The following is a 25,051-nucleotide window of genomic DNA, read 5'->3' as shown; positions in this document are numbered from 1 at the left end:
GCCCCTCGCCTCCGGCCCCGGGCCCCGCCGCCTACCCGGCGGCGTGTTCGGGTTCGGCCCGGCCGGACAGCCGGCGCAGCGCCGACCGGGCCACGGCCGGGTCGGTGGTCCCCCAGTAGGGCGGCAGGGAGGCCCGCAGGAAACCGCCGTAGCGCGCGGTGGCCAGGCGCGGGTCCAGGACGGCGATGACGCCCCGGTCCTCGGTGGAGCGCAGCAGGCGCCCGGTGCCCTGGGCGAGCAGGAGGGCGGCGTGGGTGGCGGCCACCGAGAGGAAGCCGTTGCCGCCGTGCGCCGCGACGGCGCGCTGGCGGGCCGAGGCCAGCGGGTCGTCGGGCCGGGGGAAGGGGATGCGGTCCACGACCACCAGGGACAGCGAGGGTCCGGGCACGTCCACGCCCTGCCACAGCGACAGGGTGCCGAACAGGCAGGACCGCTCGTCCTCGGCGAACCGGCGGACCAGCTGGCCGGTGGAGTCCTCTCCCTGGCACAGGATCGGATGGTCCAGGCGCTCGCGGAGCTCCTCGGAGGCCTGCTGGGCGGCGCGCATGGAGGAGAACAGGCACAGCGCGCGGCCGTCGGCGGCCTCGATGAGCTCGGCGATCTCGTCCAGGTAGGCGGGCGCGAGCCCGTCGCGGCCGGGCGGCGGCAGGTGGGTGGCCACGTAGAGGATGCCTCTGCGGGCGTGCTCGAAGGGCGATCCGACGTCCAGCGCGCGCCAGCGGGGCTCCCCGGCCGCGCGGTGGGGGCCGTCATCGTCGTCGTCCGCACCCGGGTCCTCGTCGGAACCGTCCGCGCCGGCGTCCCCGGGGTCCGCCGTGTCCCGGCGGCCCGGGTCCGGATCGGTGCGGCCCGCGGCGGCGCGTTCGGCCGCCTCCTGGGTGACCTCGCGGCCCAGCCCCCACTGGCCGGCCAGGGCGGTGAAGGAACCGCCCAGAGTGAGGGTGGCCGAGGTCAGGACCACGGTGCGGTCTCCGAAGAGCTTGTCCCGCAGCAGTCCGCCGACGCCGAGCGGGGCGACGCTGAGCACGGGCTGGCGGCCCGGTGTCCGGGTCAGCCACACGACCTCGGTGCGGTCGCGCAGGGCGGGTTCGAAGGACTCCAGGATCCGCACGGCGGTGTCGTGCACCTCGCCGAGGGCGGCCAGGGCCAGGCGGCGGTCGCTGGCTCCGTCCGGGTCGAGCTCGCCCGGTGAGGGGCCGATGGCGGTGACGCAGGCCGAGGCGGCGTCGCGGGTGGCGGCGACCGCGTTGGCGAGGGCGTCGTCGATGTGGTCCAGGCGCCCCTCCGGGGAGTCGGTGAACATCAGGGCCAGGCCGTCGGCGCACTCGGTCAGGCGCTCGCTGATGCCGGGTTCGACCAGGCGGGCGGCGCGTTTGGCGGCGGCGTTGACGGCGCGCTCGCTCAGGCTGCCGGTGGCCACGGAGGTGGCGCGGTCCACGAGCTCGTGGGCCTCGTCGATCATGATCGTGTTGTGCTCGGGCAGGATGTGGTGGCCCTGGGACATGTCGATGGAGAGCATGGCGTGGTTGGTGACCACCACGTCCACGCCCTGGGTGGCCTCGCGGGCGAACTCGGCGAAGCACTCCTGGCCGAAGGGGCAGATCCGCGCGCCCATGCACTCGTTGGCGCCCACCGAGACCTGGCGCCATGCCAGGTCGCTGACCCCGGGGGTGAGCTCGTCGCGGTCACCGGTGACGGTGTCCTCGGCCCACTCGTGCAGGCGGGCCACCTGGCGGCCCAGCGAGGAGAGCTGGCGCGGGTCGAACAGCTCGGTGTCCTCGGCCTCCTCGCCCGCGGTCTGCAGGCGGTTGCGGCACAGGTAGTTGCGGCGGCCCTTGAGCACGGCGAACGTGGGCTCGCGGGGCAGCAGCGGTGTGAGGGCCCCGGCCAGGCGCGGCAGGTCGCGCTCGATGAGCTGGTTCTGCAGGGCGATGGTGGCGGTGGAGACCACCACGGTGCCCTTGCTGGCCATCGCGTGTCTGATGGCGGGTATCAGGTAGGCCAGGGACTTGCCGGTGCCGGTACCGGCCTGGACCACCAGGTGTTCGCGCTTGTCGACCGCCTCGGCCACGGCGGCGGCCATGGTCGCCTGGCCCTCGCGGCGGCTGCCGCCCAGGGCGGCGACGGCCGCGTCGAGCAGGACGGGGATGTCGGGGAGATCTGCCACGGATCGACAGTACCGGCCGCGAAGGACAGGAGCGGCGTTGTCCACAGGACGGCCGGCCGGACCGCCGTGGGCCAGGCCGACCGTCCGCCCGGCCTTCTCAGGCCATCGTGGCCGGCAGCTCGTCCAAGGCGTCCATGGACTGCCTCAGGCCGTACTCCATACCGGACCCGACCATGCCGTCGCGGTCCTCGACCGTGGGGAAGACCGTGACCGACGTGCAGAGGGTGCGGCCGTCCTTCTCCTCCAGCGTGGTGGTCTCCATGCACACGTGCCCGGGCATGCCCTCGTAGGGGTCTGGGGGTCGCCCCCAAAAAACAAACAGGCCCGCGGGGAAGGCGGACGAAGTCCACCGACCACGCGGGCCTCAACGTGGAGCTATGGGGATTCGAACCCCAGACCTCCTCCATGCCATGGAGGCGCGCTACCAACTGCGCCATAGCCCCGTGTGCCTCGCGGCAACGGTTAGATCCTATCGGACGTGGAGGGGTGGGATGACCGGTCGCGGTGTAGGGCACCCCACATTGCCGTTCCACCAGCCCCGGACCGGGGCACAGGGAGGGCATGAGCGACAGACCACAGCAGGACCCCGTCCAGGTCCTGGTCCGCTGGGAGGACCACGGCGCCGTGTGGCGGGTGGTGGAGCGGTCTCCGTCCCGGGTGGCGGTGGCCCTGTGCCGGTGCGACGGAGGCGAGGAGGTCGAGCGCCTGGTCTCCGACGACCCGGCGCTCCTCGCCTTCGTGGACGGGCGGGACGCCTCCACGGAGTGACGGTCCGGTCGGGGACCTCACCGGGACGCCTCCACGTGGGCCGCGGCGAGCGAGAGCCCCATCTCCCAGACGACGGCGTCCCCCTCGACGCGCATGCGCCGCTCCTCCTCCGACTCCTCCAGCGAGGCGAATCCGCTCTCCGCCACCCGCAGGGTCACTCCGTCCGCGCCGCGTTCCTCGATCCAGAACTCCACCAGCGTGGAGGCCTCCCCGTCCCCGGCGAACCAGCGGAAGGCCGCGTAGCCGGGAGGTTCGAGTTTCTCGGTGCGGATCCGGAAGGCACCGCGGACCGGGTCGTGCACGATGTCCGCGTCCCCGTCCCGCGTGGTCCGGTGGTCGAGGATCTCCCCGTCGCTGACGAACCATCCCGGCCGCCTCACCAGGTCCCAGACCCGCTGCGCGGACGCGGCGATGTCCACCTGCCGCTCGATCCGGTCCAGGGTCTCGTCCACGGCCCTCCCCGTTCTCCCCGACGTGCGGACCAAGGGTCGCGCGAAGGGCGGACGTGGCGCAAGGCACGGGGAGTGGAACACGGTCCGGCACCGGCGGCCATCGACGCGGGCCGCGCCTGGCTCCGGGGCGGACTTCCACCCGCAGGAGTCCCGGCGCGGGCGCAAAGCCCCTGCCGGGCCACCGCTGACCGGGACCGTGTATGAGAAGAGCCCTGGCGGCTCGACCCGCCAGGGCTCTTCCCACGTGGGAGCTCGGTCCCGGTCCCGGTGCCGGCCGGTCAGGCCTTGCCGGACGGGGGTTCCAGGTGGTCGGTGTCGGACAGGCCCTCGGGGCCGGTGGCCACGGGCCGGACGGTGGTGCTGTCCACCTGCACCGGGATCGTCGCTGTCACCCGGCTCTCCCATGCACCCGTGGCCGCGAACGGGGTCGACTCCGCGGTGGAGCCGTTCACCACCACCTCGCCATCACCGTCACCGTTGCCGCCGTCGTCCGGCGGCTAACCGGCGTAGGTCTCGAACTCGGCGACGCGCGGTGTGCCGTTCGAGCTGGTGATCTCGAAGTTGACCTTTCGCAGCGACGTCGGGGCGAAGGTGATGACACCCGCTCCGCTACCGGTGGTCAGGACGGCTCCGGTGTCGTGGTCGACGACCTTCCAGGAGCCGATGTTGCCTTCGGCTCCGGCCGCCTCGCGGATGTTGATCGCGGACACCGTGGCGTCGGAGCCCCACTTGACCGAGATGCGACCGGTCGAGCCGCTCGGCGACCAGTAGGTGCTCATGTCACCGTCGATGACGTTCCCGTAGCTGGTCCCGCTGGCCTTGCTGGAGCCGTCGGCACCGGCCCCGATGCTGAGGTTGGTCCCGCCGGGAGGGTCGGTCGGGTCGGTCGGGTCCGGGTCGGTCGGGTCCGGGTCGGTCGGGCCCGGGTCGGTCGGGCCCGGGTCGGTCGGCTCCTCGGCTTCGCAGTTGCCGTCCGAGGTCCGGTTGCCCTTGCCCGCGCCCGCGGTCTGCTCCAGCACCTCCAGCACGCAGCCGGCGTCGTCGAGCTCGTAGGAGTACGGGATGCTCACCGACGTGGTGGACCGCGGGTCGGGTCCGGCGGGGTAGTTCTCGTCGCCCTCGCTGGACCAGGTCACGTTGTCGAAGATGTTTCCGCTGACCTCCCAGGAGCCCCTCTCGTCGGTGTAGAAGGTGCCCAGGACGTCCTTGGAGTCCTTGAAGTAGTTGTTCTCCACCTTCGCGCGGGCGCCGGCCCGGGAGTTGATGCCGGACTTGTGAAGCCCCACATAGTGGTTGTTGTACATGTGCCCTATGCCGCCGCGCAGCAGGGGCGCGCGCGAGTCGATGTCCTCGTACCGGTTGTGGTGGTACGTGACGTAGCCGTTCGAGCGGTCGCTCTCGCTGGACCCGACCAGGCCGCCACGGCCGGAGTTGCGCAGGATGCTGTAGGAGAGGGTGACGTACTGGGTGTTGTTCTTCATGTCGAAGAGGCCGTCGTAGCCCTCCGACTCCCCGCCCGACGCCTCCAGGGTGACGTGGTCGACCCAGACGTTGCGGACGTCGCTCTCCATCCCGATGGCGTCACCGCCGTTGGACGTGGGCGAGCCGGACTTCTTGACGTTCCGGACGGTCACGTTCTGGATGATGATGTTGCGGGACTCACGGATGTGGATGCCCAGCTGGTCGAACACGGCTCCGCCGCCGACGCCGACGATCGTGACGTTGCTGATCCTCTTGAGCTCGATCACGTCGTCGGCGGTGTCGCAGCTGTCACCCGACACCTTGGAGGTGTTGCCGTGGTTGATGGTTCCTTCCACCTCGATGATGACCGGAGTGCTGGTGCTGGGCCGGTCGCACAGGGCCTGGTGGATCTGGGTTCCGGTCGTGGCCCGTACCGTCTGTCCGCCCGCGCCGCCGGTGGTCCCGCCGTTCTGAGTCGCGTAACCCGTGGCTTCGCCGGTCTGCGCCGATGCCTGGGACATCGGCAGGGACAGACCAGCCGCCACCACGGCCGCAGTAGCCAGCGTCGACACGAGTCGACGCGCTTTTGATCGTCTCACTGCTCACCCTTCGTAGTAGAGCACGAGCATTGACGTGCTTTCCTCGAGAGTAGAGAAAGCGCTTTCCGTGTCAAGGGGGGTTAATGCAACCGTTTGTAAGAAGGCCGGACATCCTGACTGCCCCTCACCCCGACTGTCCTGCGATTTCATCGGCATCCGACGTGGATTTCGGGATCGAGTACCTCAAAAAATGCAACCGATTGGGCTGCTTCATCGACGACGCGGCGGGCCGGACAGAGGCGCCCGGTCGCGGTCGGGGGAGCGCCGCGGTGGGGCAAGGGGGTCTTCCCGGCCACCGGTGTCCCGTGCCATACTCGCCGTTCCACGACCCGGCCGACGTCGGCGCGCGCACGCCGCTCCCGCCCCCACGCGGACACTCGAAACCACGGCGGGACGGAACGGCCGTGCCCTCACGAACGATCGGGAAAGGCGTTCTCGGTGGGTGGTGCGCCTTGGGAGGAAAGGGAGCTTCTCTGGCCGGCGCCCAGACCTTCCGGCGAGCCCGGAAACGACGCGATCCCACCCGGTCGGAAAGGTCGGACGTGATCTCGTGGACCGCCTACGAGCTGACTCGCGAACAGTCCCGAGATGGGCCCTGGGCAAGCCGGGTACGACCCGCGGGGCGGAGCCCCGCATCGGGGGCCGTCCCCCAAAAGAAACAGGCCCGCGGGGAAGGTGGGCAAAGTCCACTAACCACGCGAGCCTCGAAGTCCGGCACAGCAGATCGCGGCCAAGAACGTGCCGTGAGGCGAGGCGGCCGAAGGCCCCCGAAAGCCGAACGGCGCATCGGGGGGGCCTGGGGGGTCGTCCCCCCAAAACAAACAGGCCCGCGGGGAAGGTGGGCAAAGTCCACCGACCACGCGAGCCTCAACGTGGAGCTATGGGGATTCGAACCCCAGACCTCCTCCATGCCATGGAGGCGCGCTACCAACTGCGCCATAGCCCCTGGTGTGCCGGGCGGTTCCCCCGCTCGGCGATGGAATCACTGTACCGGAGATCGGGAGTGGGTTGCGACTTCGGGGCCGGTGGGTGGACGTGCGGTGGCCGGTTTTCGACTGCATACCCTGGAGTGGTGCCCGAATCAAAGCTTGAAATCCAGATGCTCCACGACCGCCTGCTGGTGAAGGCGGTCCCCGACAAGGGCGAACGACGCAGTAACGCCGGCCTGGTCATCCCGGACACGGTCAGACTGGCGACCAGACTCGCATGGGGCGAGGTCGTCGGCGCCGGGACGGGTGCCCGCCACGTCAAGGCCGGAGACCGCGTGCTCTTCGACCCCGAGGAGCAGGGCGAGGTCGAACTGCACGGCGAGCGCTACGTGATCCTGCGCGAGCGCGACGTGCACGCCGTCGCGAACGAGGTCCCCGAACAGGGCCGGGGCACAGGCCTGTACCTGTAGTCCCCTCCGGCCCGCCCGGCCCCCTGCCCGGCGGGCCCTTACGCTCCGCTCCCGGATCAGGCGCGCCCGCCGCTCCGGTCGGGGTTCTCCATCATCTTGACCAGCGAGTACACGCACATGTTGAGGGCCTCGTAGGCGGGTGTGCGACTGATGCCGACGTGGGTCCACGCGGCGTAGAGCCCGGCCCACAGGAGCTGCTGCGCCCAGGCCGGGGTGATCCTGGGATCGATGCTGCCGTCGGCGTGGCCGCGTTCGACGAGGGCGTACAGGGCGAGGTCGGCCGCGCCCCACTCCTCCTGGGACGTCTCGTTCCAGGAGTCCTCGTTCCCGAACGCCAGCATGATCACCTTCTGGAGCCCGAAGTACTCGGGGACGAGCCTCCGGAAGGCCTCCAGACCCGTGCCCTCGGTGGTGCACGCCCGCTCGGTGGCCTCGTTGATGAGTTCCTCGGCGTACTCACCGAGGGCGCAGACCAGGTCGGCGCGTTCTGCGAAGTAGCGCTGGAGCGTGCTGCGTGCCACACCCGCGGCCTCGGCCACCTGGGACAGGGGGGCTGAGGAGTTCTCCCCGAGCACCGCCACCGCCGCTTCGAGGATCGCGCGGCGGGTCCTGGCCCGGGTCCTCGTCTCTTCCTCTGAGGGAGCGCTCTTCACCATGCCCTCATTCTAGGGTTGTCGGTATTTGGTTGACATTAATCGGTCACCTGTGACCTACTTTGAAGCATGAGCGATCCATCAAGATCAGACACTGACCCTTCATCGGACACCTCGGTCCCCCGTTTCGCCCAGCTCCGGGTGCTGTGGTCGTTCGTGCGCCCGCACCGGCGCAAGCTGGCGCTGGGCCTGCTCCTGGCACTGGCCGGATCGGCGCTCGAACTCGCCAACCCGATGGTGATCAAGCTGGTCCTGGACACCGTTTCCGACGGGGGCGGCCTTCGCGGACCGATCACACTGCTGCTGGTCCTGTTCTTGTCGGGCACGGTGTTCGGCCTGTGGCACTGGGTCCTCCTAGGCACCGTCGCCGAGAAGGTGGTGCTGGACGCGCGCACCTCCCTCGTGCACCGCTACTTCCGCGCCGCGCTCATCCCGCTGTCGCGCCGCTCCTCCGGTGAGCTGGTCACCCGGGCCACCTCCGACACGGTGCTCCTGCGCGAGGCCGCCTCCAGCAGCGTCATCAGCCTCGTCAACGGCGGCGTGCTGCTGGTGGGGACGCTGGTCATGATGGGCGTGCTGGACCTGTTCCTGCTCGCTGTCACCTTCGTCGGGGTGCTCGTCGTCACCCTCCTGTTCCTGACCCTGATGCCCTCCCTGGCCAAGGCGCAGGAGCGGGCCCAGAACTCCCTCGGTCTGATGGGCGGCGTGCTCGACGGGGCGCTGCGCGCGATCCGCACGGTCAAGGTCAGCCGGGCCGAGGAGCGGCTGGGCGACCAGATCCTGGAGCACGCCCAGGAGTCCGCGCGGCACGGCGTGCGCTCGGTGCGCCGCCAGGCGGTCGCCTGGACGGTGGCCTTCAGCGGTGTCCAGCTCGCCATCATCGCCATCCTGGGCGTGGGAGCGCTGCGGGTGGCCTCCGGCGCCATCGAGGTCTCCACCCTCGTCGCGTTCCTGCTCTACGCCTTCACCCTCATGGGCCCCGTGACGGAGCTCTCCCAGAGCGTCACCACGCTCCAGTCGGGCATCGCCGCGGCCAGGCGCATCCGCGAGGTGGAGGCCCTCCCCCTCGAGCCCTCCTCCGGCGGACCCGACACCTCCGTTCCGTCCGCCACCGGAGAAAGCGGGCCGGGCAGCGGACGCGGGGACACGCTGCTGGAGCTGCGCGGGGTCACCGCCCGGTACGCGCCCGGCGCCGAGTCCGCGCTGGAGCAGGTGGACCTGGTCGTCCCCCGCCGCGGCCACACCGCTATCGTGGGGCCCTCCGGCGCGGGCAAGACCACCGTGTTCTCGCTGCTGCTGCGCTTCCTCGAACCAGAGGAGGGGCTGCTGCTCATGGACGGGACCCCCTACCGGGAGCTCACGCCGGGGCAGGTGCGCGGCCGTTTCGCCTACGTCGAGCAGGACGCCCCGGTCGTCCCCGGCACCATCCGGGAGAACCTGCTGTTCAGCCGACCGGAGGCCACCGAGGAGGAGGTGCGCCGGATCCTGGGGCAGGTCCGGCTGACCGAGAAGGTCGACGCCCTGGAGGAGGGGCTGGACACCCCTCTGGACGCCACGTCCCTCTCCGGGGGCCAGCGCCAGCGGATCGCCCTGGCCCGCGCCCTGCTGCGTTCGCCCGACGTGCTGCTGCTGGACGAGGCCACCTCGCAGGTGGACGCGATCACCGAGGCCGCCATCACCGAGAGCGTGCGCGACCAGGCCGGTCGGGCGGCCGTGGTGACCATCGCGCACCGGCTGTCCACGGTGATCCACGCCGACACCATCGTGTTGATGGAGGACGGGCGTGTGCGGGCCCGCGGCACGCACCGGGAGCTGATGGCACGCGACAACCTGTACCGGGAACTGGTCGCGGCACTGCACATCGCCGAGTCCGGGGACCGGGCTCCGGGGGCGGACGGGCGGGACGGCCGCACGGAGCAGGACCGGGTGACCTCGGTCACGTGAGCTCGCGGTAGCATCCGGCCAGAGCCGGTCGGCGCGAACGGCTCGACGGCCGCGGACCGTCCCGGAGGGGCCCGTCCCTCCCCGCCCGCGGCCCCGCCCGCCCTGCCGTTCCCGCGCCGTGCCCTCGGCGCCCGTACCCGGCGCTCCGGCGCCTGTGAGGGACCCATGACCGACTTCGCCCAGTACCAGGACGGCGTCTACGCCGACGCGACCAACGGCGTGCTGCCGGGGCTGCCCTACCACCACGACGACCTGCGCGACCTGGCGGAGAAGGCCATGGAGCCGGGGCCGTTCGGCTACGTGGAGGGCAGCGCCGGGCGGGAGCGCACCGCGCGGGCCAACGTGGACGCGTTCGCCCGCTACGCGCTGCGCCCGCGCACCCTGCGGCCGGGCGCCGAGGGGTCCGGCGGCCTGGGGGTCACCCTGTTCGGGGAGCACTACCCCACCCCGCTGCTGACCGCGCCGATCGGGGTGCTGGAGCAGGTGCACGAGGAGGCGGAGCTGGCCGTGGCCGGGGGCGCCAACGCGGTGGGGGTGCCGATGGTGCTGTCCACGGCCGCGTCCACGCCGATGGAGGAGGTCGCCGAGGCGGTCGACTCGTGGTGGTACCAGCTGTACTGGCCCAGCGACGACGCCCTGGCCGAGTCGTTCGTGCGGCGGGCGACGGCGGCCGGGGCCAAGGCGATCGTCGTCACCTCCGACACCAAGCGGCTGGGCTGGCGGCCGCGCGACCTGGCTCTGGGCCACCTGCCGTTCCTGCGCAGCCAGGGCATGGCGAACTACGTCAGCGACCCGGAGTTCCGGTCCCGGCTCAAGGCCGATCCGGAGCCGGGCGGGGTCTTCACCGAGGCGGTGTTCCACTTCCTGGGCGCGTTCGCCAGCAAGTCGCTGAGTACCGACAACATCTCCCGTATCCGCCGGTGGACGGACCTGCCGGTGCTGGTCAAGGGCGTCGTGCGCGGGGACGAGGCCGCCGACCTGGTGGACGCGGGCGTGGACGGGATCGTGGTCAGCAACCACGGCGGTCGGCAGGTCGACAACGCGGTGGCGGCCCTGGACGCGCTGCCCGAGGTGGTGGAGGCGGTCGGCGACCGGGCCACGGTGCTGTTCGACTCGGGTGTGCGCTCGGGCGCGGACGTGGCCGTGGCGATGGCACTGGGGGCGAGGGCGGTGATGCTGGGACGGCCGTGGGTGTACGGGCTGGCCGTGGACGGCGCCGCGGGCGTGGAGCACGTGCTGCGCGCGACGCTGGCGGAGCTGCAGATCACCGCCGAGCTGATGGGCAAGGACGCGGCCGACCTGGACGGGAGCGACGTCACGCGCCGCTGGCCGTGACGGCCGCGCGGCTCACCAGCCAGTGGGTGACGCGTGGGGCCACTGGTCCCGGATGAGTCGGAAGAGACGGAACCTGTCTTCGGTCACCAGAGGGGCCGCCCCACTCAGACGAGGTGGCCGAGGGTGCGCGCCAGGAGGTCCCTCGGCCCGTCGAGGCGGACGCCGGTGCTCACCCGGTTGACCGCGCGGGAGGCGCGGACGACACGGCGGGTGGGCCCGTGCCTTCGGCGGTCGTAGCGGGCCAGCGCGCCCCCGACGGTGGGTCCGGCGCCGAGGGCGTCGGCGAGCACCGCCGCGTCCACCAGCGACTCGCAGGCGCCGCGCCCCAGGTTGGGGGCCATGGCGTGGGCGGCGTCGCCGATGAGGACGTGGCGGCCGTGGACGTAGCTCCCCAGGGCGGGGAGGTCGTACAGCTCGCGCCGGTCCACCCCGGTTCCGGGCAGGGCGTCCAGGACTCGGGCGACCACGGGATGCCAGCCGCCGTACAGCTCGCGCAGCAGGTCCGCGTGGTCCCGGCCCTCCCGGCCCCGCAGGAGTTCCGTGCGCAGGGAGGCGAACCAGTTGGTGGTGCGTGCGTCCATCGGGGTGACCCCGAAGAGCATCCCCCTCCCCCACGTCTCGCTGGCCATCCCCGCCGGCCCGGGGACGGTGCCCCGGTAGGCGACCGTGCCGAGCGGGCGGGGAGCGCGCGCCCGGGGGAACGCGGTGCGCCGGACGATGCTGTGGATGCCGTCGGCGCCCACCACCGCGTCGAAGCCCCCGGCACCGCGAACGTCCGCCTCGGTGACGGGTGTGTTCCAGAGGACGAGGCCGTCGGGGAGCCCCTCCACGAGCACGGCCAGCAGGGACGAGCGGGAGACGAGGTGGACGTCCGTCCGCTGGGGGCCGGCCGACACGAGGGCGCGTCCGGAGGGGTCGGCGATCACTCCCCTGAGGGGGCGCTCGGCGCGTTCGCGGACGCGCTCCCCGAGGCCGAGCCGGTCGAGCGCGGCCATGCCCCCGCGCCACAGGCTCAGCGCCCCGCCGATGTCGGGCGGCGAGCCCCGGCGTTCGCGGACCTCCACCTCCCAACCCGCGCGCAGCAGTCCGCGGGCCGCCGCGAGTCCGGCGACGCCCCCTCCGACGACCAGTGCTCTTCCGTGCATACGGACACGATACTACGATCGTAGTATCGTGTCACTACGAATATAGTGGCCCCATGTCGCAGAACAGGATCCGTGCCCTCGACGCCGCGCTCCACCTGCTGGGCACCCGCGGACTGCACGCCCTCACGCACGGGAAGGTGGACGCCGCCGCGGAGCTGCCCCGGGGATCGACCTCCAACCACTTCCGCACCCGGGCGGCGCTGGTGCGCGGGGTCGTCGAGCGGCTGGAGGAGAGGGACAGGGAGATCTGGGCGGGCCTCTACGACGCCTCCCTGGGAGACGTCGAGCACCTGGCCGACGCCGCGATCGGCTTCGTGACCGCCGCGACCACGACCGACCGCGCCCTGACCGTCGCCCGCTACACCCTGGCCATGGAGGGCGCGCACAATCCCGAGGTGCGCGCCTCGCTGGCCCGTGGCTCCGAACTCGTCCACCGCTGGACGTCGCGGATACTCGCCGACCTGGGAGCGGCCGATCCGGACACGGCCTCACGCACCCTGACGGCCTACGCCGACGGGCTCATCATGCGCGGCATCACCCGCCCGGAGATCACCGAGCCGCGCGAGCAGGTGCTCCGGGTGGTCCGGTCCTGCCTGGACTGAGGCGGCCCGGACGCGGGCCGGGCCCCGGGGCACGCACCCCCGGCGCCGCCACCCTCGCGAGGGCCTGGAACGGGGCGGCCCCGTCCCCCTTCGCCGACTCCTCGGCCTCCCGGGGGATGCCCGCGAGCGCGGCCACCGGAATGCAGGCCGACGTGGCCGCCAGGGCCACGACCAGCGGGGTGCGCAGCGCGAGCCGGGAGCCCTGACCGAGGACCTCCCGGTGGCCGCCGAGACCGAACGGCCCCTGAACACGGGGAAGGAGGCCGTGGGCCGCCCTCCCGGAGAGGTGCTGGCGGCCGGCGCGGAACCGGACGAAGGGCCGCCGGGGATTGCGCGGGCGCGGCCACCCCCATATTCTACTAATCAATAGATTAATAGAACTACCAAGAGGCGAGGAACCCCATGACCGCCCGATCCCCCGCGTCCGTGGAGATCTCCGACTACTGGATCTGCCGCACCTGCGGCGCCAACCGGGAGCCCTCCGGGACCGCCCCCGCCGACTGCCCGGTCTGCGAGGACGACCGTCAGTGGGTTCCCCGCGACGGCCACCACTGGGCCACCCGCGAACAGCTGGAGGCCGAGGGCCTGCGAACCGTGTTCCGGCCGGTGGAGGAGTCCGTCGTGGGCATCGGCGTCGAACCCGGCCTCGGCGTGGGCCACCGGGGCGTCCTGGTGCGCACCGGCGCGGGCAACCTTCTGTGGGATCCGCCCGGCTTCCTCGATCGGGACGCCGTGGCCGAGGTCGAGCGGCTCGGCGGCGTCGCCGTGGTCGCGTCGAGCCACCCGCACATGTACGGCTCGGCCGTGGAGTGGGCCGACCTGTTCGACGCCGGGATCGCCCTGCCCGAGGCGGACGCGCACTGGCTCCAGCGGCCGAGCGGCCGGGTGCGCACCTGGAGCGGGGAGCACCGCCCCCTGCCGGGGGTGACGATCGTCCAGACCGGCGGCCACTTCCCGGGCAGCGCGGTCCTGCACCTGGACGAGGGACCGGGGGTGCTGTTCACCGGCGACACGATCATGGTCACCCCCGGCGGGCACCACGTCACCTTCCTCTACAGCGCGCCGAACCGCCTCCCGCTGCCCGAGCGCCTGGTGCGCCGGGTGGTGGCCTCCGTGGACCACCTGGACTTCGACCGGATCCACGGTGGATGGTGGGAGCCCAGCATCGGGAGCGGGGCCAAGGAGCTCCTCGCGCGCGACGCCGAACGCTACGTCCGCTTCCTCAACGGAGACCTGCCCGCATATGACTGACTTTCCCGAGGCCCCGGTCTACGAGCACCTGGCCCGTCTGGGCAAGGCGCTGTCCGCCCCGGTGCGGCTGCGGCTGCTCGACCTGCTCGACCAGGGCGGGTGCACCGTCGAGGAACTGGCCCAGCGGGGCGGACTCCCGCTGAAGAACACCTCCGCGCACCTGCAGCAGCTGCGCGCGGCGGGGCTGGTGTCCACCCGCCGGGAGGGCACGCGGATCCACTACTCCCTGCACGACCGGGGGGTGTCCCGCTTCCTGGGGAGGTTCCAGGAGTTCGCCGAGGAGCGCATGGGCGACCTGCGCGCGGAGATCGAGGAGCACCTGGGCAGGGAGGAGGCGGTCAGCGCGGTCACCGGAACCGAACTGGAGGGGCTGCTCCGGAACCGGGAGGTCGTGCTGGTGGACCTGCGCTCGGCGGAGGAGTACGAGGAGGACCACGTGCCCGGCGCGGTGTCGATCCCCTCGCGCCAGCTGGAGGAGCGTCTGGACGAGCTGCCGTGGGACGTGACGATCGTGGCCTACTGCCAGGGGCCGTACTGCGTGGTCTCGCCCCGCGCCGTGCGCATGCTCAACGCCACGGGCCGTCGGGCGCGCAGCCTTGAGGGCGGTTACGTCCGCTGGAAGCGCCGGCGCGACGCCGACTGAGGCGTCCAAGGGAGCGCCGCCAAGCACGACGGCCGAAGGCCGAGCGGCGCACCGGGGGTCTGGGGGGTCGTCCCCCCCAAAACAAACAGGCCCGCGGGGAAGATGGACGAAGTCCACCGACCACGCGGGCCTCAACGTGGAGCTATGGGGATTCGAACCCCAGACCTCCTCCATGCCATGGAGGCGCGCTACCAACTGCGCCATAGCCCCGTGAGGGAGTCGATCGGACCGGTGCGGTCCTGCCGACTCCCTGAACCATAGCGGAATCCGGCGCGAACGTCGAAACGGTTACGCGTCGTCGCTGAGCACCACCGGCTCGGGCAGGCTGGCCGCGTTGTGCTCCATCAGCCGCCAGTGGTCCCGGCGCCGCTGGATCACCGACCAGCAGCAGTTGCTGAGAGGGCCCAGGACCTCGCGCTGCTCGTCCGCGATCCCGAGCATCCGGGCGATCCCCACCCGCAGGGCGGCACCGTGGCTGACCACCACGAGCAGTCCCCCGGGCGGGGTCTTGCCCAGCCCGCGCTCGATGGCGGCGTGCATCCGGTCACCGACCTCGGCGATGCGCTCGCCGTCGGGGATGTCCATCCGGGCGTGCTCGACCGGCCAGCGCTCGGACAGCTCCACCCCGGTCAGCCCCTCCCAGGATCCGCCGAAGCGCTCGCGCAGCCCCTTGTCGAATCCCACCCGCACGCCCGAGGCGCGGGACAGGTACCCGGCGGTGTCGGCGGCCCTGCGCAGGTCGGAGGCGACGATGACGTCCGGGTTCATGGAGGCGAGCAGTTCCCCCGCCCGTCTGGCCTGGGCGTGGCCGATCGCGTCGAGTTCGATGTCGGTCTGCCCCTGGAAACGGTTCTCCACGTTCCAGGCCGTACGTCCGTGCCGCCAGAACAGCACACGGGGCGTGTCACTCACGTGGTGTGTCTCTCCGCTCGGGGTGTCGTCGAAGTGGCGCCGGTGTTACTGCTCGTCCAGCGGAGTGCGCTCGGCGCCGCGCGCGCTCTCGGGGAGGTCGATCTCGGGGCAGTCCTTCCACAGCCGCTCGAGGCCGTAGTACCCGCGCTCCTCCTCGTGCTGGATGTGCACGACGATGTCGGCGTAGTCCAGCAGCACCCAGCGCCCGTCGCGCTCGCCCTCCCGGCGGACCGGCTTGGCGCCGGCCTGGATGCGGAGCTGGTCCTCGATCTCGTCGACGATCGCGCGGACCTGCCGGTCGTTGGGCGCCGAACACAGCACGAAGGCCTCGGTGATGACCAGCTGCTCGCTGACGTCGTAGGCGATGATCTCCTGGGCGAGCTTGTCGGATGCGGCCTCTGCCGCGACCCTGACCAGTTCCTGCGCCCTGTCGGTGGCTGTCACGTTGTGCTTGCTGCCTTTCAGCTCTCTAGGTAGAGCCCGGTCTTGTTGATGTAGCGGACGATGCCGTCGGGAACCAGGTACCAGATGGGCTCCCCCTTGCGGACCCGCTCCCGGCACTCGGTCGAGGAGATGGCCAGCGCGGGGACCTCCAGCAGGGAGACCTTGCCCTCGGGCAGTCCGGGATCACTGAGGTGGTGACCGGGACGGTTACAGCCTACGAAATGCGCGAGCTCGAACAGTTCGTCGACGTTGTGCCAGCTCAAAATGGCGCCCAGTGCGTCCGCCCCGGTGATGAAGTACAGCTCCACCCCCGGCCCGTACTTGGAGCGCATCTCGCGCAGGGTGTCGAGGGTGTAGGTGGGCCCGGAGCGGTCGATCTCCATGCGGTCCACCCTGAACTGGGGGTTCTCCGCGGTCGCGATGACCGTCATCAGGTAGCGGTCCTCGGAGGGGGTGACCTTGGCCAGGTCCTTCTGCCAGGGCTGGCCGGTGGGGACGAACACCACCTCGTCGAGCTCGAAGAAGTGCGCGACCTCGCTGGCCGCCACGAGGTGCCCGTGGTGGATGGGGTCGAAGGTACCGCCCATGATGCCGACCTTGGTCGGGGCGGTTCCTCTCCGCGCGGGGGACCCTCCGCTCCGGGGGGCGTCGGAAGCTTCGTGCGCCACTGTGCGCTCCGTTTCGCCTTGGACGTTGCCGTTGCCGGGACCGGCCAACCGAGAGTAGCCGACACCGGGCACCACCACTGTCCCCTTCCTCCCCGTTCGCCCCTTGCCCTGGGGAAACGGGCACCGCGCGGGATTGCTTCCCCGGGCGTGTTCCCAGCACTCGGGAATCGCGTCATATCTCGTTCTTGGAAACCGTGGCCAAGCACCATCCCGACGCATAGCATGCCGATATGGCCGACTCGATGTACTCCGTCCATCGAGTCTTTGCACACCAGACCGCGTCCGCGTCCGGCTCGGGGAAGCTCTGTTATGCAGAACGGAGACACCCCCGTGAACCTCTCTCAGCTTGCGGATGACTACCTCGCGGAGTTGGCCGCTGAGGGTCGGTCGAAGCACACCGTCGCGACCTACCGTCAGACCCTCCGACACTTCCTCGCGTGGTCCGGTGCCGACACCGACCCGTCAGGCGTCACCCGGCGCGACATCAAAGCGTTCCTCGCGCACCGACGCGACGAAGCGGGAGACTCTCCCGCGTCGCTGTCGTCCCGACACTCCGCGCTCTCCGTCTTCTGGGAATGGTTGGTCACGGAGGAGGAAGCGACGGAGAACCCCGTCAAGAAGGTGACACGCCCCAAGGTTGCGGTGAAGCCCGTTCCCCTGATTACCCCGGAACAGATGCGTTCCCTTCTGGAACTGGAAGGAGCGACACCGTTCCTGACCTATCGCAACCGCGCGATTCTCCTTGTCATGTGGGACACGGGGGTTCGTGTCGGGGAAGTGTGCTCCCTCACCCTGGACAACGTCGACCTTGACCGGATGACCCTCACCGTGAACGGAAAGACGGGAGTCCGTACGGTCCCGTTCGGAAAGGCAACGGGGGTCGCGCTTCGTCGCTACCTTCGTCGTCGGGAGTACCACCCGGGGAAGGAAAGGGCGTCACTGTGGGTCGGCAACCGTGGTGGACTCTCTGAGGGAATGGTTCAGAAGATGTTTTCCGATTACGGGAAGCGCGTAGGACTCGCGAAGTTCCACCCGCACATGACGCGACACAGCTTCGTTCACAACATGCTCAATGCTGGTGCGACGATCACGGACGTCGTGTGCATCGGGGGTTGGGAGAACGCTACCCAGGTCATCACGCGGTACGGTCTCGCAGGACGTCAGGAGCGTGCCTTTGCGGCTCACCGTCGCCTGAGTCCTGGTGACCGACTCGGGAAGTAGCAGGGAAGGGGGTCGATAGTATCGACCCCCTTTGAGAACCGGGAAGGGTGCGGATACTGTCCGCACCCTTCCTTTTTGCTTGGATCGAGAACTAATCCCCGAGTCGGAGACTCAAATTTCCACGATCGAGAGCAAATAACCCCGCAAGAGCAATGTTTCATACACACGTACGAAGTACGGGTATTGTGCCTAGTTCCCTGGTCAGGACTTCCCCAGTCACCCCGGGGCAGGTGAGGGCAGGACGCAATCCGACTACCCGTTGCATACCGACCGGTCGGTACGTCATTCCGTGCGCGTCTAACCGTTCCGGTGATCTGGTGCTCAACCGCCTAGGTTTCGCTATGCCTGGAAACCGTCTAGCCGCTGCCCTGGTTTCGTAGCGAACCGTCCAGCCTTGCGAGTACCGCGCACGTCCTAGATCCCCGGGATTGCTCTCACACCCTTGCGCGTCGCCCTGGTGACCCTGGTTGGACGGTTTGCTACGCACACCCGGGAGTGCGCTGAACACGGTGTCTAGCTACCCCCGGGGTGTTGGTATACACGTTGCTACGCACACCCCAGACTGCGGGACGGATCCGTCCAACCAGGGACGCGCCACCTGGTGACCCTGTCCCCCGAATGTGACCCCGGTCACCATACCTATCCAGCCCTGTAGCCCCAGCTCAAAGCGTTGTGTGTGAGTGAGTGTGAGTACTCCCCTACTTCCACATATAGAAGAATTTTTTTATTTGAGAGGACAGAAAAAAGTTTTTCTCTATAGGGACGCTGGGGGTTCGCGTACTCACACCCACTCACGCCCCGGTCACGCCCTGGTGCTCAACCTATGTCCTAGTAAACCGGTGGGGTTATGGTTCACCACCAGGGCGACAGGAATACCGGTAGCTCCCCCGGTGTTGCGGGTCACCATGACCCCCGTTGCCCTACTCGCCGTTGCCCTGGTGCTCTGCATCCGTCCCGCTCCCACTCCCCCGCGCAAGCGTGTGAGGGCAGCACGTGCCCCCATGACGTTGATGCTGGGGGACTCTGTCGCCCCAGTGGGCGTGGCCTGTGTCGGCACACCGTCGCCCCAGTGGAAGCACGTACCGACCCCCAACGGTAGGAACCGCGTCGTCTCCGCTTAGACGCTCTGTATCGCACGCTGACGCCCTAACAGTCACGTCCCGGTGTCCTTGCATGGGTACCGGGGTCTGTCGCGTCTGCGTTGATCCTGTGGCCTAGCGGCTACATGCAGGGGTACCCGCGTCGCCCTGGTGACACATAATGCAGGGTTATGCCCCATCCAGCGCTACTTTAGGTAGTTGCATCGTCACTCTCCGTGCTGCCGGCTTCCCTGGTGACCTGTAACCGTGTGAACACACCGGGTAGCTACTTTCACCCCAGGTGGCAGGGGGGTCAGGCTGAAACAACAATCGCGACCGTCACAGAAGTCCAATGGCGTTTCCGCTGGTCAGTGACTTGTGATTCCTCCCGTGCTTGCGAGCGCACTTAGAACGATTCATAGAAGCCTTAGTCTTGCGCTCCGCTCAAGCCTTATCAGTCAATCCGCGGAGTGTTCTCCGTTCGTTTCGCAATCCATTCTTGCAGGTCATCAATATGATACAATTAGTAGGGACGAAAGGAGTTTCTATGTCCGACACATGGATCCCTCGAAGCCGTTTCATTCGTAAGGGTTGCGTGGAAGCCGCGCGTCTCTACGAAGCAGGTATGACGTACCAGGAAGTCGCTTCCTTTATGGGTATCGCAACGAGCACCGCATTCAAGTACGTAGGCGCTGGTCGTGTTCTCATCGCAGCGGAAGCGGTCAGCCCAGGTCTTGCTTTCCCCCAGGATTCGGGATGCTGACCGTCAGGGACCTTCCCCTCAATCCCACTCCCAGTGAACTGCAAGTGGGTCACGGTCTAGCGATTCAGAACTACCGGTCGTGGCTACGCGGTCAGGTAGCCGTGTGGATCTCCGAGGGTATGGATCCGGACGCAGCGCACAGGATGGCAGAATCCAAGCTAGCGCGGTTCGTTCACGAGACCGTTGCAGAGATCCTGGGAAGGGCAGCATGAACTTCGAAGAACTAGCAGCGAAGACCAAGATTCCCGAGCAGCTTCTACGCGCTGCACAGGAGATGTCCCGCAAGGGTCGACCTTGGAGCGAAATCGGTAGCCTCTTCGGCACCGACGACATGGAAGCTATCCAGAGGCTTCTAGCGCTTACAGGACGCGCCGAAGCGGTCGAAGCACGGGATAGGTACAACGAAGACCGTCGCGCGTCTGAGAGCGCAAACCACAATCACCTATCCCGTCTCCGTCAGGCGGAACAGGACCGACTAGCCAACAAGGAGAACCAGGTATGAGTGCAGCAGATTTGATCAGGGCACGACTACGCGGCGAGAGCGTAGACGTTCCCGGGTACAACAAGCAGACCCGCGACGCGAACGTCAAGCAGAACCGCGACGATGAGCAGTGGGTAAGGACTCGCGCTGAAGAACTCCGTGAGAACGGCCTCAGCCTCCATGCAGCGCACGAGCGCGCACAGCGAGAGCTTCGAGCACGTAAGAATGACGAAGCCGCACAGCGCGAGCGCGAGCGCGTGGACGGAATGGTCCGTGCAAATGCGAAGCGCGACCGCGAGGATCTAAGCGACGAAAACCTTCAGAAGAAGTTGCGAGACGTTGCGACCCCTGTCGAGTTGCGAAAGATGAAGGCGGAAGAGCTTCTTCGAAGGCGCGCTATTGCTGAGCTTGAAGCTGAGCAGCAGGACTAGCGTCTCCTTCCCAGGACACCGGATGGTGCCTAGTAAGCCCGTACGACTTGCTGTAGAGCCCCGGATAGGGCACACAGCCCCGAGATCCCCCACAGGTTGAGCGCCACCCGGACGGGTTAGAGCAGCTCCCTACCTAGAACCACAAACGCGCGGTTCTCCCTGTCCGCGTGTCCCTTCGAGCAACGGTGAGACTGACACCGGTTGCTCCCCGGGGGTCGGTGTCTAGCCGGAACCGACCCCCAAGACTTCCGCCTCGCTTTGTCGTTGTCGAGGCGGATGCCCGCCACCCGGGATCCTGGTTCCCCGGGTGGCGGGTCCCCCGTTCTTCCGCTGCCCCCCGGGGTTCCCGTTCTTAGTTTCAGCAGTCCGGGGGTAGCGGAATCCCGTAATCATGCAGATCACAGGGCTATAACGACCGATCCAGATTTTCTGAGACCCGTGTGAGATACTGGATGTATCAGGTCGAGCACCACACGAAGAAGGATCCTCGAAGAAGCGATCCGGTTTCGTCAGAGGCCGCTTGGTACCGTAGAAGCAGCAGGAGAGATTCTCGGGAAACCGGGGTTCGGTGAAGGAAGCAGTAACGCACAGGTCGACTGCGAGTAGCCGGATGAGTCCAGAGGTAGTCGCAGGCTTCGAGTGAAGACGTGTAACGGGCAAAGGCCGACACAGTAGCTCAGCAGGAAGCCCCGCAGCGACGAGAGCAACACCCCTTTTCGTAGACACAGGAACTGCCCGTGCATCATGCGCGGGTGTTTCTTACACCTTTGCTCGTTCTGTCAGAACGAAAACCATTAGGAGACACCTTGAAGTACAACTGCTCAGTAGCTACACACACGGCACTTCGCGCCGCTGTCGCTTCCCTTTCGATCGCTACGCGCCGCTGGGGCGTGGACGATTCCCGCACCGTTGGGGCTCGCAAGGAATGGGAGAGGCTTCGTGCTCTCGCCCTGCTTGAGACCGCAGAGGAGTTCTTTCCCGCTCTTTCCGACGACGACCGTCAGCGGTTCACTGACAAGCTGAACAACAACCAGGAGAACTAGCTATGACGAAGAACTATCGAGCAACCACGATTGACCCCCGCGCGGTACACATTGCCGACACGGTAGGGGAAGACGAGAACAGTCCGTACTTCGGTACGGTCCGACCTGTCGAGGTTATCGAGCTTAACGAAGCCGAAGAGCACGCGGACAATCGAACACCTTCCCCTGGTGGTGAGCGACCATGAACCGGTGGGCACGCTGGGGGCTGCTCGCCGTAATCATCGCTATCTGTGTGGCGTGTCTGTCTGTGAGCTTCACCCTGATGACCGGTCACCTTCTGGTCTGGACTCCGCTTTCACCGTTCTTCGCGAAGGTGGTCGCCCTGGTGGTTGACGCAGCGATGGTTACCGGTTTGGTCGCTCGGTTGGTAGACAACTCGCTGTGGCCGAACGTGGCTTTCGCGGTTGGTCTGACCGGTACCGCTATCGCTAGTGCTTCGGTTGGTTGGGCTTTCTCTGGTATTCCGGGTGCTCTGTGGTTGGTCGTACCGATCATCATCTTGGTTGTGGTTGAGCAGGTCTTTATCAGGATGACCACCAAGCGACCAGAACCGGTTACCACCAAGCCGACCAGGAACCAGCGACCAACCACCACCCGACCAGAACCGATTACCGATTCTCGGTTGGTCGGTATCGCTGACGAGATCCGCGCGGCCGGTGGTAAGCGACCAGGACGCACCAAGATTCAGAACCAATACCAGATTAACCAGGGTGAAGCGCGGCGCGTGGTTGCCCTTCTCGAAGGGACCAACCATGACTGAACCAAACCAGGTGACGTGTCCGGTATGCGGTTCACCGAAGAACCAGCCGTGTACCACGGTGATTGTTGGCGGTAGCGAGTACCACGCAAGGCGGTACGAGAAGGCGCGACTGTATGAGACCACGGTAGCGCGGTTGGAGCGCGAAAGGGCCACGGCGGTATCCGAAACCAACCGTGTACGTGGGATGCACCGGGTAACGCCTATCGGCGGCACGGATTTGGATTCCTACACTTTGGCCGTGTCTTGCTACTCCTGCAAGTCGAAGCGGGGTACTGAATGCACATGGCGACGACCAACCAAGCTTCGCTTCCATAAGGCACGTACCAAGCGCGGTAAGGAAGCGATGCGTCGCAGCGAAGAACTGGACAGCGAGTAACTACGGGGATGGTTCCCCGGATACGAGAACCATCCCCGTGACAACCGCAGGACATACCAGCGCCGATAGTTTCGGAGAATAGTCGAAACTGTTTCGCCGGATGTGCAACGCGATAGAATGGTAATGGTGCCCCTAAAGCAAACAAGCCCCCGGTTAAGGAGGCTTGTTTGGGCACCAACCACGGTATGAAGTTGTTGATCAGCTTCGAGGAAAGGAACCGCCATGTACGTTTCAACCAGAAAGACTAACCACAATGAATTCTATCATGGATGCAGCACAGCAGTACATTGACGCGGGGTGGCAGGTTGTAGGTATCAGCGGTAAGAAGCCCGCTCGCAAGGGTTTCACCGGTCGTACCGACAACACCACTCCCGACATCCCGCGTAAGGGCGAGAACGTAGCTCTAAGGCTTCCCAAGGGTGTTCTTGCCCTTGACGTAGACGCCTACGACGGAAAGGTCGGAGGGGACACACTCGCGCGTCTTGAGCGCAAGCTTGGTCCGCTTCCTGCTACCGACCGTTCCGGGTCGCGCGACGGCATCTCCGGAATCTACCTGTTCTCCGTACCCGAGGATTACGAAGCCGTAGGAGAGCTTCCCGGTATTGAAACCGTCCAGTGGTTTCACCGGACGGTTGTATGCGAACCCAGCATTCACGAGAAGACCGGTGCCACCTACAGGTGGCACCCGGTAGGCGACTCCCCTATGTGGCTCAACGGTCCTGAGTCGCTTCCTAAGCTCCCCGATGCTTGGTTGGAACACCTGCGCAAGGACAGGGTGAACGTCGCTCAGAAGCGCACTGAAGGATGCGAAGGCGGGTTTCTCACGGATGGTGCCCCGTGCGACGCGGTCACTGCTGTTCTTGACCGGTACAACAACCGTGTTGAGAACGGTGAATCGCGTTACGGGTCGATGATCACTGGTCAGTACAACCTGATGAAGCTCGGTGAAGCAGGTCACCCCGGAGTGGCAACCGTCATGGACACCTTGGAATCCCTCTACCTTGCTCATGTAGAGGGAGAGCGCGACGCCCAGGGTGAATGGAACCGTGGTCTCAATGGGTTGTATCTGATCGCTGATCTTCCGTTGGCAGACGGTGATCCGTGCGAGGACAACAACCTCAACCTTCCGGATTCCTTCTGGGAGTCCAGGAAGAGTCTGAAGCACATTCGGCAGGCTGCCCATTCCCGGGTAGCAAGTGCTGATGCGGTGCTGTACACAACGCTTGCCCGTATGGCTGCAATGGTTGACCACCGCACCCGTATTGAGACCGGCATCAAGTCGCCTGCTTCGCTGAACTTGTTCGTAGCCGTGGTGGGTAAGTCAGGTGCGGGTAAGAGTTCATCGGTATCTGTCGGTAAGAAGCTCATGCCCGCACCGGTAGACCTCGAAGGATTCCGTGACGGTCTTCCCATTGGTTCGGGAGAAGGCTTCTCCGCTGCTTACTGGGGCACGGTCTGGGAGGAAGACCCGACTAACCTGAAGAAGGACGGTAGTCCCGTCAAGGTTCGGGTGACCAAGCAGGTTCGGCACAACGTGTTTTTCACGTTGGACGAAGGACGCGCGCTGAACAAGATGGTGGAGCGCAGCGGGACCACGATCAACCCGACTCTGTGCAGTGCGTTTATCGGTGACTTGATTGGACAGTCCAACGCTTCCGTTGACACGACTCGTATCGTCCCCGATGGAAGCTACAGCGCTGGTTTTGTCGTTGGTTACCAGTACGACGCTGCCGGTGTGCTCCTGTCGGAGGAAGACAGCGGACTTCCACAGAGGTTTTTGTGGGTGAACGCGACTGACCCGAGTATTCCGGACGAGCGCACCGGGCACCCCGGGGAACTGAAGGGGTACAAGTTGCGTGGTGAATGGACTTCGGTAGACGGGACTCACTTCGAGCCGGTTATGGCGCTCCCTGAAGACTTGCAGGAGATGTTGTACAAGCGGTTCACGGGTATTGCGAAGGGCAAGATCGACCCTCCTGCGGAACTCGACTCGCACGCGCCGTTGATTCGCGCGAAGATTTCCGCGCTTCTGTGCTTGCTGGACGGTCGGACAACGGTCACTCACGAGGACTGGGAACTGTCCGGTGTGATGTGGGAAACATCCTGCGCGGTTCGTAGCAACGTCCTTGAGCGCAACGCCGAAGCACAGGCGGAACGGGAAGAGATGGCTACTCGCAAGGCTGTTGAGCGTGAGCGTCGTTTGCAGCTTGCGCGCAATCGCGCTGAGCCCAACTTGAAGAAGGCAGCGGAAGCCATTGCACGACAGGTCCACAAGTCGGGACGGTTCACCCCGGGGAAGCTGAAGAATGCTCTCAACAGCGGACACCGCGAGGTCTTTGACGAAGCCCTTGAATACGCGAGTGATGAAGGCTGGATCATCAGCGATGACGGCGCATTCTTCCCTGGTCCCGAGAAGCCCTAGCAGGTAGGCAGGTAGGCGGTTTCGCCTACCTG

The 25,051-nt window shown here is 67.4% G+C and carries 21 protein-coding genes, 3 tRNA genes and 1 pseudogene; 13 read left to right on the top strand and 12 right to left on the bottom strand.

Annotated features, from left to right (window positions below; all coding sequences use genetic code 11):
* Positions 1 to 31: 31 nt before the first annotated feature.
* The 3 genes and pseudogenes from A6A08_RS17345 to A6A08_RS17335 form a co-directional block, all read right to left on the bottom strand.
* Positions 32 to 2,167: an ATP-dependent DNA helicase gene (locus A6A08_RS17345; RefSeq protein WP_073703662.1), complete on the bottom strand. Its 2,136-nt coding sequence runs from the start codon at positions 2,165 to 2,167 to the stop codon at positions 32 to 34.
* Positions 2,168 to 2,264: 97 nt separating this feature from the next.
* Positions 2,265 to 2,456: pseudogene (locus tag A6A08_RS17340) on the bottom strand (ATPase); the annotation flags it as partial.
* 81 nt (positions 2,457 to 2,537) lie between these two features.
* Positions 2,538 to 2,610, bottom strand: a tRNA-Ala gene (locus A6A08_RS17335).
* Positions 2,611 to 2,728: 118 nt separating this feature from the next.
* Here A6A08_RS17335 and A6A08_RS17330 point away from each other — a divergent pair.
* A complete protein-coding gene (locus tag A6A08_RS17330) occupies positions 2,729 to 2,935 on the top strand; it encodes a hypothetical protein (RefSeq protein ID WP_073703661.1) in 207 nt (68 codons plus the stop codon).
* 17 nt (positions 2,936 to 2,952) lie between these two features.
* Here the strand turns inward: A6A08_RS17330 and A6A08_RS17325 are convergent, their stop codons facing one another.
* The 3 genes from A6A08_RS17325 to A6A08_RS17310 form a co-directional block, all read right to left on the bottom strand.
* A complete protein-coding gene (locus A6A08_RS17325; RefSeq protein WP_199866965.1) occupies positions 2,953 to 3,387 on the bottom strand; it encodes an ATPase in 435 nt (144 codons plus the stop codon).
* A gap of 497 nt (positions 3,388 to 3,884) precedes the next feature.
* Positions 3,885 to 5,369 (bottom strand): polysaccharide lyase family 1 protein, encoded by a 1,485-nt coding sequence (locus A6A08_RS17315; protein ID WP_242422722.1) that lies wholly within the window; start codon positions 5,367 to 5,369, stop codon positions 3,885 to 3,887.
* A gap of 951 nt (positions 5,370 to 6,320) precedes the next feature.
* Positions 6,321 to 6,393, bottom strand: a tRNA-Ala gene (locus A6A08_RS17310).
* Between the two features lie 153 nt (positions 6,394 to 6,546).
* Here A6A08_RS17310 and A6A08_RS17305 point away from each other — a divergent pair.
* Positions 6,547 to 6,846, top strand: coding sequence for a co-chaperone GroES (locus A6A08_RS17305; RefSeq protein WP_073703657.1), 300 nt, complete (start codon positions 6,547 to 6,549; stop codon positions 6,844 to 6,846).
* Between the two features lie 56 nt (positions 6,847 to 6,902).
* On the opposite strand, the gene A6A08_RS17300 is transcribed toward A6A08_RS17305, so the two are convergent.
* Positions 6,903 to 7,502 carry a TetR/AcrR family transcriptional regulator gene (locus A6A08_RS17300; protein WP_073703656.1) on the bottom strand — a complete coding sequence of 200 codons (600 nt, stop codon included), beginning with the start codon at positions 7,500 to 7,502 and terminating at the stop codon, positions 6,903 to 6,905.
* A 138-nt stretch (positions 7,503 to 7,640) separates the two neighbouring features.
* On the opposite strand from A6A08_RS17300, the gene A6A08_RS17295 reads away from it, so the two are divergent.
* Together A6A08_RS17295 and A6A08_RS17290 are read left to right on the top strand one after the other, a co-directional pair.
* The gene (locus A6A08_RS17295) at positions 7,641 to 9,443 is read left to right on the top strand and encodes an ABC transporter ATP-binding protein (RefSeq protein WP_073703655.1); all 1,803 of its coding nucleotides are present in this window, start codon (positions 7,641 to 7,643) and stop codon (positions 9,441 to 9,443) included.
* A 165-nt stretch (positions 9,444 to 9,608) separates the two neighbouring features.
* A complete protein-coding gene (locus A6A08_RS17290; RefSeq protein ID WP_073703654.1) occupies positions 9,609 to 10,778 on the top strand; it encodes an alpha-hydroxy-acid oxidizing protein in 1,170 nt (389 codons plus the stop codon).
* A 104-nt stretch (positions 10,779 to 10,882) separates the two neighbouring features.
* Here A6A08_RS17290 and A6A08_RS17285 read toward each other — a convergent pair whose 3' ends face one another.
* On the bottom strand, positions 10,883 to 11,923 hold the full coding sequence (locus tag A6A08_RS17285) for an FAD-dependent monooxygenase (protein ID WP_073703653.1): 1,041 nt from the start codon (positions 11,921 to 11,923) through the stop codon (positions 10,883 to 10,885).
* A gap of 53 nt (positions 11,924 to 11,976) precedes the next feature.
* Here A6A08_RS17285 and A6A08_RS17280 point away from each other — a divergent pair, with 53 nt between their 5' ends.
* The 3 genes from A6A08_RS17280 (at position 11,977) to A6A08_RS17270 (ending at position 14,419) form a co-directional block, all read left to right on the top strand.
* Positions 11,977 to 12,525 (top strand): TetR/AcrR family transcriptional regulator, encoded by a 549-nt coding sequence (locus A6A08_RS17280; protein ID WP_073703652.1) that lies wholly within the window; start codon positions 11,977 to 11,979, stop codon positions 12,523 to 12,525.
* 402 nt (positions 12,526 to 12,927) lie between these two features.
* Positions 12,928 to 13,776 carry a hypothetical protein gene (locus A6A08_RS17275; protein ID WP_073703651.1) on the top strand — a complete coding sequence of 283 codons (849 nt, stop codon included), beginning with the start codon at positions 12,928 to 12,930 and terminating at the stop codon, positions 13,774 to 13,776.
* Positions 13,769 to 14,419, top strand: coding sequence for a metalloregulator ArsR/SmtB family transcription factor (locus A6A08_RS17270; RefSeq protein WP_073703650.1), 651 nt, complete (start codon positions 13,769 to 13,771; stop codon positions 14,417 to 14,419). Before A6A08_RS17275 ends, A6A08_RS17270 begins: the two co-directional genes overlap by 8 nt.
* Before the next feature lie 137 nt (positions 14,420 to 14,556).
* Here A6A08_RS17270 and A6A08_RS17265 read toward each other — a convergent pair.
* From A6A08_RS17265 to nadD, 4 genes are all read right to left on the bottom strand, one after another.
* Positions 14,557 to 14,629, bottom strand: a tRNA-Ala gene (locus A6A08_RS17265).
* Positions 14,630 to 14,707: 78 nt separating this feature from the next.
* Positions 14,708 to 15,331 (bottom strand): histidine phosphatase family protein, encoded by a 624-nt coding sequence (locus A6A08_RS17260; protein ID WP_073703649.1) that lies wholly within the window; start codon positions 15,329 to 15,331, stop codon positions 14,708 to 14,710.
* 45 nt (positions 15,332 to 15,376) lie between these two features.
* Positions 15,377 to 15,775: a ribosome silencing factor gene (gene rsfS, locus A6A08_RS17255; protein WP_073703648.1), complete on the bottom strand. Its 399-nt coding sequence runs from the start codon at positions 15,773 to 15,775 to the stop codon at positions 15,377 to 15,379.
* Between the two features lie 17 nt (positions 15,776 to 15,792).
* On the bottom strand, positions 15,793 to 16,443 hold the full coding sequence (gene nadD, locus A6A08_RS17250; protein WP_274534048.1) for a nicotinate-nucleotide adenylyltransferase: 651 nt from the start codon (positions 16,441 to 16,443) through the stop codon (positions 15,793 to 15,795).
* 309 nt (positions 16,444 to 16,752) lie between these two features.
* Between nadD and A6A08_RS17245 the strand changes: the two genes are divergently transcribed.
* From A6A08_RS17245 to A6A08_RS17240, 6 genes are all read left to right on the top strand, one after another.
* Positions 16,753 to 17,664: a tyrosine-type recombinase/integrase gene (locus A6A08_RS17245; protein WP_073703646.1), complete on the top strand. Its 912-nt coding sequence runs from the start codon at positions 16,753 to 16,755 to the stop codon at positions 17,662 to 17,664.
* Positions 17,665 to 19,714: 2,050 nt separating this feature from the next.
* Complete coding sequence (locus tag A6A08_RS27710) at positions 19,715 to 20,008, top strand: hypothetical protein (RefSeq protein WP_143181803.1); 294 nt, start codon at positions 19,715 to 19,717, stop codon at positions 20,006 to 20,008.
* Positions 20,005 to 20,418: a hypothetical protein gene (locus A6A08_RS27705; protein WP_143181802.1), complete on the top strand. Its 414-nt coding sequence runs from the start codon at positions 20,005 to 20,007 to the stop codon at positions 20,416 to 20,418. Before A6A08_RS27710 ends, A6A08_RS27705 begins: the two co-directional genes overlap by 4 nt.
* Before the next feature lie 806 nt (positions 20,419 to 21,224).
* Entirely contained in the window at positions 21,225 to 21,461 is a 237-nt protein-coding gene (locus A6A08_RS27700) for a hypothetical protein (protein WP_143181801.1), read from the top strand.
* Positions 21,462 to 21,708: 247 nt separating this feature from the next.
* Positions 21,709 to 22,221: a hypothetical protein gene (locus tag A6A08_RS27690; protein ID WP_143181799.1), complete on the top strand. Its 513-nt coding sequence runs from the start codon at positions 21,709 to 21,711 to the stop codon at positions 22,219 to 22,221.
* Positions 22,222 to 22,862: 641 nt separating this feature from the next.
* Positions 22,863 to 25,019 (top strand): bifunctional DNA primase/polymerase, encoded by a 2,157-nt coding sequence (locus tag A6A08_RS17240; RefSeq protein ID WP_073703645.1) that lies wholly within the window; start codon positions 22,863 to 22,865, stop codon positions 25,017 to 25,019.
* Positions 25,020 to 25,051: the final 32 nt, after the last annotated feature.

Source organism: Nocardiopsis sp. TSRI0078, from assembly GCF_001905145.1.
Classification (GTDB): Bacteria; Actinomycetota; Actinomycetes; order Streptosporangiales; family Streptosporangiaceae; genus Nocardiopsis.
Note: the sequence above shows the minus strand (reverse complement) of the source record. Positions and strands in the feature narration are given on the sequence as shown.

What these genes read in the sequence shown, in the direction of transcription:
- A6A08_RS27705 (WP_143181802.1), top strand. Translation starts at nt 20,005, where the DNA reads ATGAGTGCAGCAGATTTGATCAGGGCACGACTACGCGGCGAGAGCGTA.
- A6A08_RS17290 (WP_073703654.1), top strand. Translation starts at nt 9,609, where the DNA reads ATGACCGACTTCGCCCAGTACCAGGACGGCGTCTACGCCGACGCGACC.
- A6A08_RS17280 (WP_073703652.1), top strand. Translation starts at nt 11,977, where the DNA reads ATGTCGCAGAACAGGATCCGTGCCCTCGACGCCGCGCTCCACCTGCTG.
- A6A08_RS17305 (WP_073703657.1), top strand. Translation starts at nt 6,547, where the DNA reads ATGCTCCACGACCGCCTGCTGGTGAAGGCGGTCCCCGACAAGGGCGAA.
- A6A08_RS17330 (WP_073703661.1), top strand. Translation starts at nt 2,729, where the DNA reads ATGAGCGACAGACCACAGCAGGACCCCGTCCAGGTCCTGGTCCGCTGG.
- A6A08_RS27710 (WP_143181803.1), top strand. Translation starts at nt 19,715, where the DNA reads ATGAACTTCGAAGAACTAGCAGCGAAGACCAAGATTCCCGAGCAGCTT.
- A6A08_RS17245 (WP_073703646.1), top strand. Translation starts at nt 16,753, where the DNA reads ATGCAGAACGGAGACACCCCCGTGAACCTCTCTCAGCTTGCGGATGAC.
- A6A08_RS17315 (WP_242422722.1), bottom strand. Translation starts at nt 5,369, where the DNA reads ATGTCCCAGGCATCGGCGCAGACCGGCGAAGCCACGGGTTACGCGACT.
- A6A08_RS17275 (WP_073703651.1), top strand. Translation starts at nt 12,928, where the DNA reads ATGACCGCCCGATCCCCCGCGTCCGTGGAGATCTCCGACTACTGGATC.
- A6A08_RS17300 (WP_073703656.1), bottom strand. Translation starts at nt 7,502, where the DNA reads ATGGTGAAGAGCGCTCCCTCAGAGGAAGAGACGAGGACCCGGGCCAGG.
- A6A08_RS17285 (WP_073703653.1), bottom strand. Translation starts at nt 11,923, where the DNA reads ATGCACGGAAGAGCACTGGTCGTCGGAGGGGGCGTCGCCGGACTCGCG.
- A6A08_RS17240 (WP_073703645.1), top strand. Translation starts at nt 22,863, where the DNA reads ATGGATGCAGCACAGCAGTACATTGACGCGGGGTGGCAGGTTGTAGGT.
- A6A08_RS17270 (WP_073703650.1), top strand. Translation starts at nt 13,769, where the DNA reads ATGACTGACTTTCCCGAGGCCCCGGTCTACGAGCACCTGGCCCGTCTG.